Genomic DNA, 16111 nt, shown 5'->3' with positions numbered 1-16111 from the left:
AATTTAAAAATGGGAAACTTTTCAATGATTATCTTACTTGTGTTGATGCTGGGAATGTTCTTCTTTATGAATCGTTCTCAAAAGAAACAACAGCAAGAACGTCAAAATTTATTAGATGCAATGAAAGTTGGAGATAGCGTTGTAACCATCGGCGGCTTACACGGTGTAATCTCTGAGATCAACAATAGCGACAAAACAGTCACGTTAGACTGCGAAGGAATTTACCTGATATTTGATCGCGCGTCAATTAGAACGGTGAAATCTGGCGTACGTCCAGCTGCAGCACCTGTTGAACCAGCCGCAGTTGAACCAGAAACAACAGAAACAACAGAACCAGTCGTTGAAGAAACACCAGAAGATAAAACTGAAGAGAATACAGAAGAAAAGTAAGATTTTTTCTTGCTTCAATAAGCTCTAATTAGGTGCGTAGTTATACGCGCCTTTTTGCGCTCATTTTTCTAATGTCCTCTTACATATTGAACAGTAAACCAATCATTAACTGAAAAAACCAGATTGCTTATTATAAGTAAAAAATAAGGAGAATTAGTTTAGGAAAAAGCCCCAGATTTCGTGGATATTCTGAGAAAATAAGTAAAAGTAGTATTTCGGATAGAATCATAAGGGGATTAAGAGAAGCTTTTACTTCCAAGGAAGTTTGTTTGGTAAATCGTGTGCATTGGAGGGGGAAAAAATGAAGAAAGGAAGCAAATTTTCATTGTTTGTTTTGCTGTTACTATTGGTTTCTTATTTAATGACGTTGGGTTCAGCATTACCAATAGCTTCAACAGCGGCAAGCGATATTACAAAGAACATAAGCATTATGGGTTCGAAGATAATAGACAACAAGGGTGTCGAAAAATCAACAGAAAATCCGATTCGGGTAAATGATTCGATTGTTATAAGCTATTTATTGAAGATCAACCAAGAATGGATGACTCAAATTGAAGTAGGAGATACATTCAGAGTTTCTTTGCCGGATAACACTTATTTTCGCGTTAAGGATAATCTTTCAGCGCTATCATTGAAGGATTCAGTAACAGGAGAAATATTTGGTCAAGCTTCGCTAACAGGAAATCATTTGATAGTGACCATCAATGAGTCAGGTGCAAGGCAAAAAGTGTTAAATAGTCTTCAACTAACGATCGGGCTGAAAGCTGTAAAGGCAGGAAATGAGATTGATGCAGGAGGCAATAGCTCGTTGAATATACCTAAACTCGAGATTATTGAGACGCCTCTTACAACTGTTGAACTCCTTCAAGCTGAAATGAAGGTTGAAGGAAAAATGGCAGCTTCTAGAAATTTTGAGTATGTTATCGTAGATCAATCAGATGAAGGAAAACCAATTGCCTATGGAGTGACAGAAAGAATGCTGGACCGGCAGGACGAATCAGTAATGATTGATTTTTATAAAGTTAAAACAGTTGAAGGTGCCTTTAAAGATAAAATTGAAACAGACTGGCGAACACTGTTAAAGGATGGACATAGTTATTTGATTCATGAGGTTCCTGATCCTGAATACGTTGCTGTGATTACTGGCGGTATCGGAGAGGGAAATCAATATGATTATCAAGCCGAGAAAAATCGAAGCGTTCGTTTTTGAATCTTGAAGCAACCAGTAACGAAGAAACAATTGTCAAGCAAAATTTCAGATATTCCAATGTTAGCAGTTTCTAAAATGAAGAAGATAGAGGAGACAACGTCTATTGAAAGAGGCATTAAAAAACAAGCAGCGAACGATTTCTTAACAAAAGAAACGAAAACACCTGTATCGACGAGCCGCTCTGATAAGGAAGGTAAAGAAGAGAAAGGAATCAATTTGACGAAAACTGATTCAGCGACGGGAGAAAAACTTCAGGGGGCTGAGTTTGAACTAAAAAATGCGGCAGGGGAAAAAATGTATCTTCGTAGGAAGCTGATCACTGACGAGAATGGGCTACTTCATATCAACTCCTTACCGGAGGGCGAGTATTCATTAGTAGAAATAAAAGCACCAGAAGGATATGTACTTGATAGTGAACCATTAACATTTACTTTTACTAAAGAGGATAAATTAGTCGTATTAACAAAAGAGAATGCGAAGGATGGGGCAGCAGTTCCAGTAAAAAAAGATTTTCCTCAATCGTCAGAAACACGTGAAGAATTCAGCAGCCAGCAAGCGAGCAAACCCAGCTCCAATTCAAAAAAACAATATCCACGGACGGGAGAGTTAACAAATCCATTAGTGACGATCTTAGGCTTTGGCATACTGGGTGTACTTTGGATAGTTAGAAAAAAGATAGGATAATGATTGGTTAAGAAGAAGGAAGAACGCAACAATTTTATCATTGCTGCGTTCTTCTTTTTTCGTTCAAGAGACTGTAATTGTGAAAAAAGTTCTTTGATAGCGTTTTTATAAGTTCAAAATACCATAAAATCAAATGTTCAAATAATATTGATATTATAGCATTTGTTAAGAATTAGAAATGGTGTGAAAAAAATCACAAAAACTATTTACAAACGATTGACGGTGTTGTATGATGTGTATGTGAAAAGTAACACAAAAATTTTTAGGAGGATACACATGGCTAAAGCGATTGAAAAGGAAAAAGACGCAATCAGCGTTGAGCAAGTGATTGATGAATTAGCAGCAAAAGCAAATGTTGCTCTGAAAGAAATGGAAGATTTCGATCAAGAAAAAGTTGACCATATCGTTCACGAAATGGCAATGGCTGCACTAGACAAACATATGATGTTGGCGAAAATGGCGGTTGAAGAAACAGGCCGTGGGATTGTCGAAGATAAAGCAATCAAAAATATGTATGCATCAGAGTATATCTGGAACAGCATCAAACATGACAAAACAGTTGGCGTAATTGGCGAAGACAAACAAAAAGGATTGATTGAAGTTGCTGGACCAGTCGGCGTTGTTTGTGGTGTTACACCTACAACTAACCCAACTTCTACAACGATTTTCAAATCAATGATCGCATTGAAAACAGGGAATCCAATCGTATTTGCATTCCATCCAAGTGCTCAAAAATGTTCTGCTGAAGCCGCACGTATCGTTCGTGATGCTGCAATCGCGGCGGGCGCTCCTGAAAACTGTATCCAATGGATCGAAAAGCCATCGATCGACGCAACATCAATGTTAATGAACCATCCAGGCGTAGCAATCGTTCTTGCGACTGGCGGACCTGGCATGGTGAAATCAGCATACTCTACTGGTAAACCAGCTTTAGGTGTTGGTGCTGGTAACGTACCTTCATATATCGAAAAAACAGCGAAAATCAAACGCGCAGTAAACGACTTGATCGTATCAAAATCATTTGATAACGGCATGATCTGTGCTTCTGAACAAGCAGTCATCGTTGATAAAGAAGTTTACGAAGAAGTAAAAGCTGAGTTCCAAGCACATCAAGTATATGTAGTGAAAAAAGCAGAATTGAAGAGATTAGAAGACGCTGTAATGAACGAAGGCAAATATGCAGTTAACCCTGCAATTGTTGGACATTCAGCTGAAGATATCGCACAACGCGCGGGTATTAAAGTTCCTGCTGGCACAAAGATTCTGATCGCAGAATTAGACGGTGTGGGTGCTGATTACCCATTATCACGTGAAAAACTTTCTCCAGTTTTAGCAATGATCAAAGCAAATGATCACCAACATGGTTTCGATCTTTGCCAAGGCATGCTTGAATTAGGCGGATTAGGACATACAGCAGTTATCCATACTGAAGACGAAGATTTACAAGTGAAATTTGGTTTGCGTATGAAAGCTTGCCGTGTATTAGTAAATTCACCATCTGCTGAAGGCGGTATCGGTGACATCTACAATGAAATGATCCCATCATTGACTCTTGGTTGTGGTTCATACGGTAAGAACTCTGTATCTAAAAACGTATCTGCTATTAACTTAATCAATGTTAAAACTATAGCGAAACGGAGAAATAATATGCAATGGTTTAAATTACCATCAAAAATTTACTTTGAAAAGAACTCTCTATTGTACTTGACGCAAATGGAAAATGTTGAACGCGTGATGTTGGTTTGTGACCCTGGTATGGTTCAATTTGGGTATGCGGACATCGTTCGTGAAGTTCTTGGACGTCGTACAAATGATGTGAAAATCGAAGTATTCTCTGATGTTGAACCTAACCCTTCAACAAATACTGTTTACAAAGGTTTAGAAATGTTCAACGAGTTCCAACCTGATACAGTTATCGCTCTTGGTGGTGGTTCTGCAATGGATGCGGCGAAAGGTATGTGGATGTTCTTTGAACACCCAGACACATCGTTCTTCGGCGCGAAACAAAAATTCTTGGATATCCGTAAACGTACGTACAATATCGGCAAACCTGAAAAGACTCAGTTCGTATGTATCCCGACAACTTCTGGTACAGGTTCTGAAGTAACGCCATTTGCCGTTATTACAGATAGCGAAACACACGTGAAATACCCATTGGCAGATTACGCGTTGACACCAGATGTTGCGATCGTTGACCCTCAATTCGTTATGACAGTACCTGCTTCAGTAACAGCGGATACTGGTATGGACGTATTGACACACGCAATCGAGTCTTATGTGTCTGTTATGGCATCTGACTACACTCGTGGATTAAGCTTACAAGCAATCAAACTAGTCTTTGAAAACCTTGAAAAATCAGTGAAGACAGCTGATCCAGAAGCACGTGAAAAAATGCATAACGCATCAGCAATGGCTGGTATGGCATTTGCCAATGCATTCTTAGGAATTTGTCACTCTATCGCCCACAAGATTGGTGGAGAATACGGCATTCCTCATGGACGTACGAATGCAATTCTATTGCCTCATATCATCCGTTACAATGCGAAGGATCCGCAAAAACATGCGATGTTCCCTAAATATGACTACTTCCGTGCAGATGCAGATTATGCTGACATTGCTAAGTTCTTAGGACTTAAAGGCAATACAACAGCAGAATTAGTTGAAGCATTGATCGAAGCAGTTTACAACTTAGGAGCTACTTGTGGCATCGATATGAACTTGAAAGCACAAGGGGTAACTCAAGAAACATTGAATTCTACCGTTGATCGTATGGCTGAATTGGCTTATGAAGACCAATGTACAACAGCTAATCCGAAAGAACCATTAATCAGCGAATTGAAAGAAATCATCGTAACAGCTTACGATTACAAAGCATAAAAAGTTTAGAAAGTCATTTGAAATCAGATTATCTGATTTCAAATGGCTTTTATTTTTTGCTGTCTATATCAAAATAGGAAAGAAAGTATTCTTATAATTTTTGAAGGAGATAACAATAATTGTTTTTGTTTAAAAAATTCAATTCTTTAACGCAAAATGGTCCTCTTTGATTGTTATAGTCTGTGAAAAACGATAGACTAGAATTAGGATAAGAGGAAGGATTCGAAGGGCATGGAGAAACTGAAACGAGAGATAAATGAGTTGGCTGAATCAAATGCACGATTAGGCATGTTGATTGATTATTTAGTGGATGAAAAAAATTTAATGGCAAGTAAGTCAAACCATATTTTTATGTTAGATATGCAGGATTATGTAGCTGCGCTAAAAAAATTAACACCTTCGGATTCGAAAAAGTCTGTGGCGCTTCCTGAAATCAAACAAATCAATCATTTGCTGACACGACAATACGAATTGATGAAAATGATCCAAAGAGACTATGCTCGGCTTGAGGCTCAGGGAACTATCCCTGAGGAGCTAACCTTTGATAAGGATAAGAAAAAGCATTTTCGACGTCTGCAGGTTATTAATCAATTATTATTACAGGACAATATCTTTTTCCAATCAATGTTAGATGCTAAAAAGATTAGCGGTAATATTCGGATCGGTGAAAAGAAAAATTGGCTGCAACGTCTTTTCGGAAAATAAATACTGCTCTTGATTTTAGAAGTAAAATATTACTATAAGCAAAGAGGATGAGACCTATTGATCTCATCCTCTTATTATTTGTACCTTAATTGCGTACCGCTAGTTTTCTATAATCGATGCTGCGAGCTTGGCACCATTCTTTTGGTGTGCCACTGATAATGATAGGATTATGGATCAAATCTGCAGTCTTTGCTTTGTTAGTCATCAGATACAAACGTTGAAGCTGGGATTTCCAATCTTCAATCATTTCAATCGTAGCATCAATGCCATTGCTGATTAGATGATCTAGAATCGTAGCGGAGATGCCGACTGCTTTAGCTCCTAAACAAAGAGCTTTAAAAATGTCATAAGCATCGCGAATTCCGCCGGAAGCAAGAAGCGTCAGATGATCAAATTCTTGGGCTTCTAGCAAAGAGATTACCGTTGATTGGCCCCAGTCATCTAAATAGTTCAGCTCTCTTTTTTTTCGACGAGCATTTTCGATTTGTGAGAAGCTGGTACCGCCGCGCCCAGAAACATCTACGGCTTTTACGCCAAGTATTTGGAATTGCTGAATGGTTTCTCGGTTCATCCCGAAGCCAACTTCTTTAACAATCACAGGAATATCTAATTGTTGAACGGTTTGCTGGATATTATGCGGCCATTCGTGAAAATCACGATCGCCTTCAGGCATGACAAGTTCCTGTGGCACGTTTACGTGAATCTGCATCCCGTCGGCTTGAAGCAGATCGACGATTTTTTTGGCATCCTCACTTGTTCTGCCTGCGCCCATATTGCCTAAGATCAAACCGTCAGGATTTACTTCACGGACTACACTATAAGAGTCTGCAACAGTTGAATCTTTTAACGCCGCACTGACAGAACCGGTAGCCATCATTAAGTTTGTTTCACGAGCGATAATCGCTAGATCATGATTGATCTTTTTGGTTTTCTCACTGCCGCCGGTCATCGCATTGATGTAGAAGGGGGCGCTAAGCTGCAAGCCGAGAATCTCGGTACTTAAATCAATTTCTTCTGGTCGTATAGTGACGAAAGAGGAATGAATCAGACGAACAGCATCGAAATCATTTTCTTTTGGTTGTTGATGGAAGGCTCGCGCCAAGGAAACATGTTCATCTTTACGATTCATGGTAGCCCTCCGTGAAATGATAGACGTGTAAAGGAAGCGGTGTAATGCCGGCCTTTTCCCAAGAACTCATCAGAGGAAGAATACCTGCGCGCTTATCAACAATCACGATACCGCAATCGCCGCCGCCAGCACCAGATGATTTCGCTGCGCCGCCATATTGTTCTGCTAAATCATTCAAACGTTTCAATTCTTCTGTTTCAATCGAAACGTTGCTAAGACTGGTTAATTGATTCAATAGACTACGGTTTTTACGAATCATTTTTTGAATCAAAGCCACATCATTTTGTTTGAAACCTTGAATCATTTTATCGACACATTTTTTACTTTCTTGAAGAAAGTTTTCATAGGAAGTTTTCTTCTCGTCCCGAGATTGATGAACCTGGTCGACTAAATCGGAAGTCGATGCGGGACTGCCAGTCCAACCAATCAATAAACGTAAATCTTCCGGCACTTCTAAAGGTTCAATTTTTAGACTAGGCCAGTCACTTTCAATTAATGTAGTCAGTCTTTCAGATTCTAATTTGTTTAGTACCCAATCGTGATCAAAAGTAGAAAAGGCCAGCCAGCCGCCGTAACAGCTTGCCGCAATATCTCCGCAGGAGCCATTTCCCTGTACATTTAAATGGGCTAAAGTTGCTAATTTGAACAATTCCAGCTGAGAAAGCTGTAAATTATAAAAAGCATTTAACGCTTTAACCGTTGCAACTGTTACCGCACCGCTAGAGCCTAAACCATATTTACGACCGTTAGAATTATCTAATTCACTGGTTACTTTCAAATCAAAGAAGGCTAGTTGTTTCCCTTTTTCTTGAGCGAACTTTTCAGTAAAATGGATTGCCGCCAAAATGTAATGGAAGGGATTGTCGCGAATATCTAAAACCAATTCATTTTTACGTCTTGTCCAACGAATCGGCATATCACTATATTGGGCAGATTGAATACTGCCGCTTTTTTTAGTAGGGCCGATCGAAACGGAAATAAATTGATCAATCGCTGCGATAATAGCCGGGTGTCCCGGTTCCACCACCGCGTACTCACCGGCGATATATAATTTCCCAGGTGCTGTTACTTCGATCATTTTATTTCCTCCTCTGTCAAAATTTCAATTGCAGGACCAGCGTGGGCGACAACGAGTTGTTGACTGTCCATTTGATCCTTCAATATGCGAAGTAATGCTTCTTCGTTTTTACGTTCTACTAAAATCTTTACATTTGGACCAGCATCCATCGTGAAGTAGCAAGGCAATCCGCTGCTTCTAATTTGACGAACAAGGTTCATCACTTTCATACTTTCCGCTGACCAATAAGTAAACGGCGGATTCGCTGCTAAAGTGGTACCGTGCATTTTCAATGCACTGGCTTCGGTTACTTCGCCTAAAGCAGTGAAATCTTTTTCAGCGATTGCTTGCTTTGCCTTAGCTAAATCTGCTGGTACAGTTTGTAGCCAGCCATCATAAAAAGCAGAAGTTTCCACAGTGCGCTGCATGCCATCGCGACTTGAAACATCTTTTTGTGCATCATTGACGACGACAAAGATCATACTTAAGCCATCTTCAAAGCCGCCGCTGGGAATATTGACAGCATAAGAGGTTTCATCAGAATCACCTTTTTGCCATTCCGCAAAACCGCCGTAAATGCTGCGACAGGCAGAACCAGAACCACGACGTGCGAGACGAGACAGCTCTGCAGATGAGAGCTTCAAATCTAATGCGGCACTTGCGGCACCTGCTAAAGCGGCCAATCCGCTAGCAGAAGAAGCCAAGCCTGCTGCGGTCGGTACGAAGTTTTGACTTTTAACAATCGCTCGCAAGGAACAATCGGCTTTGTCGCGGATGACATTAAGAAAGCGACTCACTTTTAAGGTCGCTTTCGAATCTTGTAGTTGATTGTCTAAATAGAATTGATCTTCAATGAGCTCTTCTGAAAAGGTCACATGTGTTTCTGTATAAAAAGCATCCAATGTCAGCGATAAGCTGTTGTTCATTGGGATGATTAATTCTTGGTTTTCTTTGCCCCAATATTTAATCAAGGCAATATTCGTATAAGCTCGAGCTTTACCACTAAACATGTGCGTACACACCTAACCCTTCGATCCATGTATTTCGCGCACCAGCATCCAATAGAATTTGCTGCAGCTGACGTCCGCTAGTCTCATCTTCTGCCAGAGCGATCATGCAGCCGCCACGTCCGCCGCCCGTTAATTTTGCTCCCAGGGCTTGATTTTCTAAAGCTGTTTCAATCAAGTGGTCTAAGTGACGATTGCTGGTACCTAATAATCGTAATAAGCCTTGTGCCTGATTCATGCAGTCGCCTAAATTCCGTGGTTGGTTTTGTAAAATGGCTTTTTGTGCTTGGCTAGTTAATTTTCCTAGTGTCTGCATTTGCTTATTAGTTTCATAGGGACGCATCTCCATTAATTTTGCGATGTCTTTAACCGCTTTACGTGTCTGTCCCTTCACACCTGTATCTGCCACGACTAAAAAGGCATCCATATTTAACTGGAAAGGTTGGAAACCAATGCCTCTTTGGTAAAGGATCGGTTCAGTACCGCTGATGGTTGTCGCATCAATACCGCTAGGATTGCCGTGAGCAACCGCTTCAGCTTGATTGACAAAATGCAGTACGCTATCTTGTGTAGCGGGTTCTTCCATCCAGTCAAAAACAGCACGTGTAATTGCGACCGCTACTGCTGCACTAGAGCCCATTCCCCGTTCAGCGGGGATGGAGCTTTCAATTTTTAAATAAAATGGTTCTGGAATTTTAAAATGCTTCACTAAATACCATAGTAAGACCGTCACGTTGCGCATTGTGTTTGGGGCTTCTGAAAGCGGCCCATGGAAGAAACTAGATTCGATCCATGATTCTACTTTATTTGCGCGGACCGTTGCTTGGATGCCCGTTCCTGAAAAAGGAAAGGCAATCGCTGGTTCCCCGTAGACAACTGAGTGTTCCCCCATTAAGATGATTTTCCCGCTGGCATAACCCGTGCCAATCGATTTCATTCAAAAAACCCCTATTTCGTTTTAGAGTCGTTCTTTCTCATAAGAAAAATTAAAATATTCTTGTTAATATTTATTTTAATTGAACTGTTCTTGTAGTAAAAACAATTTGTTTTCATTTTATCTTTTACTAGAAGTGCTAACAGAAACCTTACTTAGTAATAATTTCCTACTTTAGTCTCTTCCCATTTTACTCAGAGAAGACGGACAAGTAAACGAAACGACTGAAAAGTTTTTGAAAATCAGTGATTTTTTAAACATTCTTTAGAAGAAAAAAGTGATTTTTTAGATAGGTATTTTGATTGACGATACAAGATATTGGGGGTATATTAGAAAAGTTGAGAAATAATTACTATATTTTGTATGAAGTGAGTTGGAGGTTTATGAGCGTGATTGTATTAGCAGGTACCATTGGAGCAGGGAAATCAAGTTTGACCGCGATGTTGTCAGAGCATCTAGGTAGTCAGGCTTTTTATGAATCAATTGATGATAATGAGGTATTGCCGCTGTTTTATGCTGATCCAGAGCAATATGCTTTTTTATTACAGATTTATTTTTTAAACAAACGGTTTGACAGCATCAAAAAAGCAATGCAGGATGACAATAATGTGCTAGATCGCTCAATATATGAGGATTCTTTATTATTCCATCTAAATGCCGATCTTGGTCGGGCAACGGAGACAGAAGTGAAGGTTTATGATGAATTGTTGGCGAATATGATGCAGGAATTGCCTTATGCCGCTCACAAGAAGCATCCAGATTTGTTGGTTCATATCCGTGTTTCTTTTGAAACGATGATGGAACGGATTCAAAAGCGTGGACGTGAATATGAACAACTGGAATTTGATCCAACCCTTTATGATTATTATAAAGAATTGAACAGCCGTTACGATCAATGGTATGAGGACTACAATGAGAGTCCTAAAATTCAAATCGACGGGGATCGTTTGAACTTTGTAGATGATGCTGCCGCACGCGATGAAGTCATACGCTTGATTGATGAAAAAATTTTAGAAGTCCAAGGTGTCGTATTCGAATAATGAAAAGATGCTTAATCTTAATTGGTTAAGCATCTTTTTTTACCACCACCGCTTCAAATGGTCGCAATGTCATTGTTTTTTTCCATGACGAATCTTGATAATTCGCCAATAAAATCATGGCTGGTGCGTTTACCCAGCGATTGGGTAGGGTGACAGACTGCGACTGGTCACTCAAATTTGTGAGGACATACGCTTCCTCTAAGTCTAGTTTGCGGGTGTAGGCCCAGACTTTGGGATGTTTTGCTAGTTCGATATGATAATTACCGTCTAGAAAAACAGGAAATGACTTTCTCAGTGCAATCAATTTCTTGTAATAGTTTAATGGAGAAAACGGGTCTGCTTCCTGAAGTGCAACGTTAATCTTATCCGTGTTAGGATTGATCTTCATCCAAGGGAGATTTGTTGAAAAGCCGCCAAAGTCAGTCCAGTGCATGGGTGTTCGAGAATGATCACGGGTCCAATGAGTGATTAAACGCAAGGCTTCTTCTGGTGGAATTCCTTTATTTAGACAATCATGATACGCCGCTAGTGAATCTGTTGCATTGACCTCTTCAATCGATTCGAAAGGGAAGTTCGTCATTCCTAATTCCTGACCTTGATAAATGAAAGGTGTCCCTCTCAATAGCATATAAGCAGTAGCTAGTGCCGTAGCTGATTCATGGGTTTCATTGCCAAAGGTTGAGTTGCTGCGGGGATTATCATGATTATCGGTATACAATGCATTCCATCCTAGCGGCTGCATGTCTTTTTGCCAGCGGGATAATACCTTTTTGAAGCCCAGCAGATCGCCTGTTTCAGAACCGGGTTCACCAGTTCGAACCTGATGCTCCAGTTCGAAAATCATATCGATATAGCCGCTCTCTTCATCGGTCCAAAAGGGGGCTGTTTTACTATTCACCCCGCTTGCTTCACCGACAGTCATGATGTCATAGCTTCGGAAAATCTCTCGCAATTCGGCCATATACGTTTCGATTCCGACAACATTCATGAAGGGCGCCCAAGGGTTAGTCGTGATTTTAAAATCCCAAGGTTCTTTTTGAATGTGGCTGATGGCATCTAAACGAAAACCGTCAATGCCGAAGTCCAGCCACCAGCGAATCATTTGGTAAATATTTTCCCGCATCGCTGGATTTTTCCAATTTAAATCAGGCTGCTCTTTAGCGAAGACGTGAAAATAGGCCTGTTTTGTGTTGGGATCATAGGTCCAGGTTGATCCGCCAAAAAAACTTTGCCAATTATTCGGCATTTTCTCCGGCGTCGCATCGGCCCATAAGTAATAGTCGCGATAAGGATTGTCCTTGCCTTTTTTTGATTCTATAAACCAAGGGTGCTGATCGCTGGTATGGTTGACAACTAAATCCATAATAAGACGAATCCCCAGCTCATGAGCAGCAGCCAACAAGTCTTTCAAGTCCTCAAGTGTCCCAAATTCAGGATTGATGGCTTGGTAATCTGAAATATCGTAGCCATTATCTACATTTGGACTCTTGTAAATAGGATTTAGCCAAATAAAATCAATGCCTAGCTCCTTTAGATAAGTGAGTTTTGCTTGGATACCCTTTAGATCACCGATACCATCATCGTTACTATCCATAAAGCTGCGAGGGTAAATTTGGTATCCTACGGCATTTTTCCACCATTTAGTCATATGTCTTCTCCTAGTTCTACGACAAAGGCATCCCAAGGTTCTAAGTGAATGGTTTGTTCACGTGGGATAACAGTCGTTAAATTTGAAATGATGACCTTTCCTAACGTTCCCTCGGGATAAGTAAATGAATGAGGATCATTTGAAAAGTTCGTGACAATCAGCCAGCGCTTGTTTTCATAAATTCGGAGATAGCTGAAGACGTCATCGGCTGTTTCAGTCAATAATTTGTACTCGCCCCATACCATGATCGGTTGTTCTTTTCGCAACTGGATCAATTGTTGATAGGTGTAGAAAATGGAGTGAGGATCACGTAAAGCATGTGTCACATTGATCTTGGGATAATTTGGCACGACTGCCAGCCAGGGAGTACCTGTTGTAAAACCGGCGTAAGGGGAAGCGTCCCACTGCATTGGCGTTCGTCCGTTGTCCCGTCCTTTTCGATTGATTGCTGCTAAAAGCGTTTCTTTGGATTGTCCGGCAGCGAGCCGTTCGGCATACATATTTCGACTTTCGATATCCTCGACTTCTGTGATGTCCGCGACGACATGATTGGTCATGCCAATTTCTTCTCCTTGATAGATATAGGGCGTTCCTTTCATACAATGGAGCAAAATGGCTAATAATTTCGCTGATTTTTCATGATAATCCTCATCATTTCCCCAACGTGACACAATACGAGGAAGGTCATGGTTGTTCCAAAAAAGTGAATTCCAACCTTGATCACCTAATTCGGTCTGCCATTTTGAAAAGACTTCCTTCAATTCTTTTATCTGTAAGGGGCGACTCACCCATTTGGATTGACCGGCGACTTCATCTAAGCCGATGTGTTCAAATTGGAAGACCATCGACAGTTCATCGCGTTCCGGATCAGAATAGAGCTTGGCGATTTCGGGAGTAGCACCCCATGTTTCCCCGACAGTCAGTAAATCTTTTCCGCCAAAGGTTGCCTGATTCATCTCCTGTAAATAATCATGCAGCTTTGGTCCGTTGCCGGTAATTTCTTCATCAGGAATTTTTCCAATAAGGTCAATCACATCCATGCGGAAGCCGCCGATCCCTTTATCAATCCAAAAATTCATCATATCGTACACCACTTGTCGTACAGTAGGATTTGCCCAATTCAGATCCGGTTGTTTTTTGCTAAAAAGATGGAAGTAATACTGTTGCGTTGTCTCATCATACTGCCAAGCAGGTCCGCTGAAGATACTTTTCAAATTATTTGGATAGGTGTTGTGAACAGGATCACGCCAAATATAGAAATCACGATAAGGATTGTCTTTCGATTTTCGGGCTTCAATAAACCAGTTGTGTTCATCGCTGGTATGATTGACGACTAAATCTAGGATAATTCGAATACCACGTTCTTTTGCTGCTTGGATCAGCTGCTCCATTTCCGCCATCGTTCCGAATTCCTGCATGATTGCTTGATAATTTGAGATGTCATAGCCGTTATCATCGTTTGGACTTTGATATACCGGACTTAACCAGATTGCTCCGATTCCCAGCTTCTGTAAATAATCAAGACGCGAAATAATTCCTGCCAAATCTCCAATCCCATCTCCATTCGTATCTTGAAAGCTACGTGGGTAGATTTGATAAACGACAACTTCTTGCCACCAATGATGCATATACTTTAACCTCCTAAAAAATGCATGGTTACTTTTTCAAAATGACAAAACCATTGGGCTCAATTGCGATACTATCTCCTTTGATATTCGCAAGCTGCAGCATAAGGACTTCATCAGATACCTGCTCGAAAATGGAATGATTCCCCGTATTGAAGATACCGATGATCTTTTCGTTGGAAATGTCTCGTGAAAAAATCAGCGTTCCCGTAGACGTATCCACCTTTTGCCATTCAAGCGATCCTTCACAGAGGGTGAATTGATTTTCTCGGCGAAGTGCGATCAACTGCTTTACAAATTCGAAAAGTTGCAAATCTTGTTTTTCTGGATCCCAAATCATACATTTTCGACAATCTGGATCTATGCCGCCATCCAAACCGACTTCATCACCGTAATAAAGACAGGGGATTCCTTGCTGTAAATAAAGAAAGGCTAAAACCTGTCTCATTAGGTCTTTATTACCACCAGCCAAGGTCAATATGCGTGGTGTATCGTGGCTATCAATCGTGTTAAGCATCATTTGATTGGTTTGTTTGCGATAAAGCGTCAGCTGTTCATTCAGATTGCTGACCAATTTATCTAATGGAATCGTTCTTTCCAAGAAATAGTTAATGATCGATTCGGTAAAGGCATAATTCATCACTGCAGTAAATTCATCTCCTTGAAGCCATGGCTGAGAGCTATGCCAGACTTCACCCAGCAGATAAAAATCATCCTTTAATTCGTGACAGGTCGCTGCAAATTTTTTCCATAATTGATGATCTACTTCATTGGCAACATCTAAACGCCAAGCGTCAATGTCGAATTCTTGAATCCAATATTTTGCGATCGACAAAATATATTCCTGAACTTCCTTGTTGGCGGTATTCAGCTTTGGCATGTGTGGAGTAAACGCAAACGTATCGTAATTCAAGTCTTCAGCAACTTCAAAATCGTCAGTTTTCGTATATTGAACAGGAAAAGAATGGATATGAAACCAATCTTTAAAGCGAGATTTTTCTCCCTTTTCGAGAACATCGCGCCATTGTGGGGAAGTATCTCCCATATGATTAAATACTGCGTCCAGCATAATGCGGATTCCTCGTCGATGACATTCCTCAATGAGTTTACGGAAGAGCTCTTTATCACCGAAGGCAGGATCAATCTCTAAATAGTCCGTAGTATCGTATTTATGATTGGAAGGTGCTGTAAAAATCGGGCAAAAATAAATCCCATTGATTCCCAAATCGCTTAAATAATCTAGATGATCAATGACACCTTGCAGGTCACCGCCATAAAAATCCTGTTTTCCAGGATATTCCTTACTGTCCCAAGGAAGCACGCCTTCTGGATCGTTGGACGGATCGCCATTGGCAAAGCGTTCCGGAAAGATTTGATACCAGACAGTTTCTTTCACCCATTGCGGCGCTTTAAAACGATCGATTTCATGGAAAAACGGCATGCGAAAATAATTATTCGCCATCAATAAATAGTTTTCTTCAACCGGAAAAACTCCATGTTCAGTGAAGAACACCGTCGTTTCATCATAGCCGGTAACAATAAATCCGTAGCTTAACCGATGATAAGGAGCGGTGACATCAACTTCCCAATAATCATAAAGATCTGTGGATAGTGTTTTTCGCATTGCAGACGGTTGCTTGTACCAGCGCTTTTTTTCTAGTTCATAGGGATCCCCATGAACTAACGAAACGTTTTTGCAGTCTGCGCGTGCTGTACGCAAACGCACGTGCATTAGTTCGTTGGTGTATAGATAGGCATATTCGCTTTCAGTACGATGATAGATTGCTGCTGTATTCATAGAAACC

The 16111-nt window shown here is 40.5% G+C and carries 13 protein-coding genes; 6 read left to right on the top strand and 7 right to left on the bottom strand.

Annotated elements, in window-relative coordinates; genetic code table 11:
* Nucleotides 1-9 precede the first annotated feature (9 nt).
* From yajC to AUF14_RS11675, 5 genes are all read left to right on the top strand, one after another.
* Complete coding sequence (gene yajC / locus AUF14_RS11690) at nucleotides 10-390, top strand: preprotein translocase subunit YajC (RefSeq protein WP_049220574.1); 381 nt, start codon at nucleotides 10-12, stop codon at nucleotides 388-390.
* Between the two features lie 301 nt (nucleotides 391-691).
* Nucleotides 692-1600, top strand: a complete 909-nt coding sequence (locus tag AUF14_RS22815) for a hypothetical protein (protein ID WP_227656344.1) — start codon at nucleotides 692-694, stop codon at nucleotides 1598-1600.
* Nucleotides 1601-1675: 75 nt separating this feature from the next.
* The gene (locus AUF14_RS22810; protein WP_227656343.1) at nucleotides 1676-2284 is read left to right on the top strand and encodes an MSCRAMM family protein; all 609 of its coding nucleotides are present in this window, start codon (nucleotides 1676-1678) and stop codon (nucleotides 2282-2284) included.
* A 276-nt stretch (nucleotides 2285-2560) separates the two neighbouring features.
* Nucleotides 2561-5161: a bifunctional acetaldehyde-CoA/alcohol dehydrogenase gene (adhE, locus tag AUF14_RS11680; protein WP_016179564.1), complete on the top strand. Its 2601-nt coding sequence runs from the start codon at nucleotides 2561-2563 to the stop codon at nucleotides 5159-5161.
* 231 nt (nucleotides 5162-5392) lie between these two features.
* Nucleotides 5393-5866: a hypothetical protein gene (locus AUF14_RS11675; protein WP_016179566.1), complete on the top strand. Its 474-nt coding sequence runs from the start codon at nucleotides 5393-5395 to the stop codon at nucleotides 5864-5866.
* Nucleotides 5867-5951: 85 nt separating this feature from the next.
* On the opposite strand, the gene fni is transcribed toward AUF14_RS11675, so the two are convergent.
* Genes fni through mvk form a run of 4 tightly spaced genes read right to left on the bottom strand, consistent with a single transcriptional unit; the run spans nucleotide 5952 to nucleotide 9996 of the window.
* On the bottom strand, nucleotides 5952-6995 hold the full coding sequence (gene fni / locus AUF14_RS11670) for a type 2 isopentenyl-diphosphate Delta-isomerase (RefSeq protein WP_049220577.1): 1044 nt from the start codon (nucleotides 6993-6995) through the stop codon (nucleotides 5952-5954).
* Nucleotides 6985-8073, bottom strand: coding sequence for a phosphomevalonate kinase (locus tag AUF14_RS11665; protein WP_048720951.1), 1089 nt, complete (start codon nucleotides 8071-8073; stop codon nucleotides 6985-6987). The genes fni and AUF14_RS11665 overlap by 11 nt, the downstream gene beginning before the upstream one ends.
* The gene (gene mvaD / locus AUF14_RS11660) at nucleotides 8070-9062 is read right to left on the bottom strand and encodes a diphosphomevalonate decarboxylase (RefSeq protein ID WP_049220580.1); all 993 of its coding nucleotides are present in this window, start codon (nucleotides 9060-9062) and stop codon (nucleotides 8070-8072) included. Before mvaD ends, AUF14_RS11665 begins: the two co-directional genes overlap by 4 nt.
* Complete coding sequence (gene mvk / locus AUF14_RS11655) at nucleotides 9055-9996, bottom strand: mevalonate kinase (protein WP_049220582.1); 942 nt, start codon at nucleotides 9994-9996, stop codon at nucleotides 9055-9057. The genes mvaD and mvk overlap by 8 nt, the downstream gene beginning before the upstream one ends.
* A 380-nt stretch (nucleotides 9997-10376) precedes the next feature.
* Between mvk and AUF14_RS11650 the strand changes: the two genes are divergently transcribed.
* The gene (locus AUF14_RS11650) at nucleotides 10377-11033 is read left to right on the top strand and encodes a deoxynucleoside kinase (RefSeq protein ID WP_048720956.1); all 657 of its coding nucleotides are present in this window, start codon (nucleotides 10377-10379) and stop codon (nucleotides 11031-11033) included.
* Between the two features lie 25 nt (nucleotides 11034-11058).
* Here the strand turns inward: AUF14_RS11650 and AUF14_RS11645 are convergent, their stop codons facing one another.
* From AUF14_RS11645 to AUF14_RS11635, 3 genes are read right to left on the bottom strand one after another with little or no spacing between them, the layout of a single operon-like run.
* Complete coding sequence (locus AUF14_RS11645; protein WP_049220584.1) at nucleotides 11059-12681, bottom strand: glycoside hydrolase family 13 protein; 1623 nt, start codon at nucleotides 12679-12681, stop codon at nucleotides 11059-11061.
* Entirely contained in the window at nucleotides 12678-14309 is a 1632-nt protein-coding gene (locus AUF14_RS11640; protein WP_049220587.1) for a glycoside hydrolase family 13 protein, read from the bottom strand. The genes AUF14_RS11645 and AUF14_RS11640 overlap by 4 nt, the downstream gene beginning before the upstream one ends.
* A 28-nt stretch (nucleotides 14310-14337) precedes the next feature.
* Nucleotides 14338-16104 carry a glycoside hydrolase family 13 protein gene (locus tag AUF14_RS11635; RefSeq protein ID WP_048720959.1) on the bottom strand — a complete coding sequence of 589 codons (1767 nt, stop codon included), beginning with the start codon at nucleotides 16102-16104 and terminating at the stop codon, nucleotides 14338-14340.
* Between the last annotated feature and the right edge of the window lie 7 nt (nucleotides 16105-16111).

The sequence above is a fragment of the Enterococcus avium genome (assembly GCF_002891025.1).
Lineage (GTDB): Bacteria > Bacillota > Bacilli > Lactobacillales > Enterococcaceae > Enterococcus_A > Enterococcus_A avium.
This window is presented reverse-complemented; position numbering and strand designations above follow the sequence as displayed.

Bases quoted from the DNA above. Each gene is read 5' to 3' on its own strand.
- yajC (WP_049220574.1), top strand. From the start codon at position 10: ATGGGAAACTTTTCAATGATTATCTTACTTGTGTTGATGCTGGGAATG.
- AUF14_RS22815 (WP_227656344.1), top strand. From the start codon at position 692: ATGAAGAAAGGAAGCAAATTTTCATTGTTTGTTTTGCTGTTACTATTG.
- AUF14_RS22810 (WP_227656343.1), top strand. From the start codon at position 1,676: ATGAAGAAGATAGAGGAGACAACGTCTATTGAAAGAGGCATTAAAAAA.
- adhE (WP_016179564.1), top strand. From the start codon at position 2,561: ATGGCTAAAGCGATTGAAAAGGAAAAAGACGCAATCAGCGTTGAGCAA.
- AUF14_RS11675 (WP_016179566.1), top strand. From the start codon at position 5,393: ATGGAGAAACTGAAACGAGAGATAAATGAGTTGGCTGAATCAAATGCA.
- fni (WP_049220577.1), bottom strand. From the start codon at position 6,995: ATGAATCGTAAAGATGAACATGTTTCCTTGGCGCGAGCCTTCCATCAA.
- AUF14_RS11665 (WP_048720951.1), bottom strand. From the start codon at position 8,073: ATGATCGAAGTAACAGCACCTGGGAAATTATATATCGCCGGTGAGTAC.
- mvaD (WP_049220580.1), bottom strand. From the start codon at position 9,062: ATGTTTAGTGGTAAAGCTCGAGCTTATACGAATATTGCCTTGATTAAA.
- mvk (WP_049220582.1), bottom strand. From the start codon at position 9,996: ATGAAATCGATTGGCACGGGTTATGCCAGCGGGAAAATCATCTTAATG.
- AUF14_RS11650 (WP_048720956.1), top strand. From the start codon at position 10,377: ATGAGCGTGATTGTATTAGCAGGTACCATTGGAGCAGGGAAATCAAGT.
- AUF14_RS11645 (WP_049220584.1), bottom strand. From the start codon at position 12,681: ATGACTAAATGGTGGAAAAATGCCGTAGGATACCAAATTTACCCTCGC.
- AUF14_RS11640 (WP_049220587.1), bottom strand. From the start codon at position 14,309: ATGCATCATTGGTGGCAAGAAGTTGTCGTTTATCAAATCTACCCACGT.
- AUF14_RS11635 (WP_048720959.1), bottom strand. From the start codon at position 16,104: ATGAATACAGCAGCAATCTATCATCGTACTGAAAGCGAATATGCCTAT.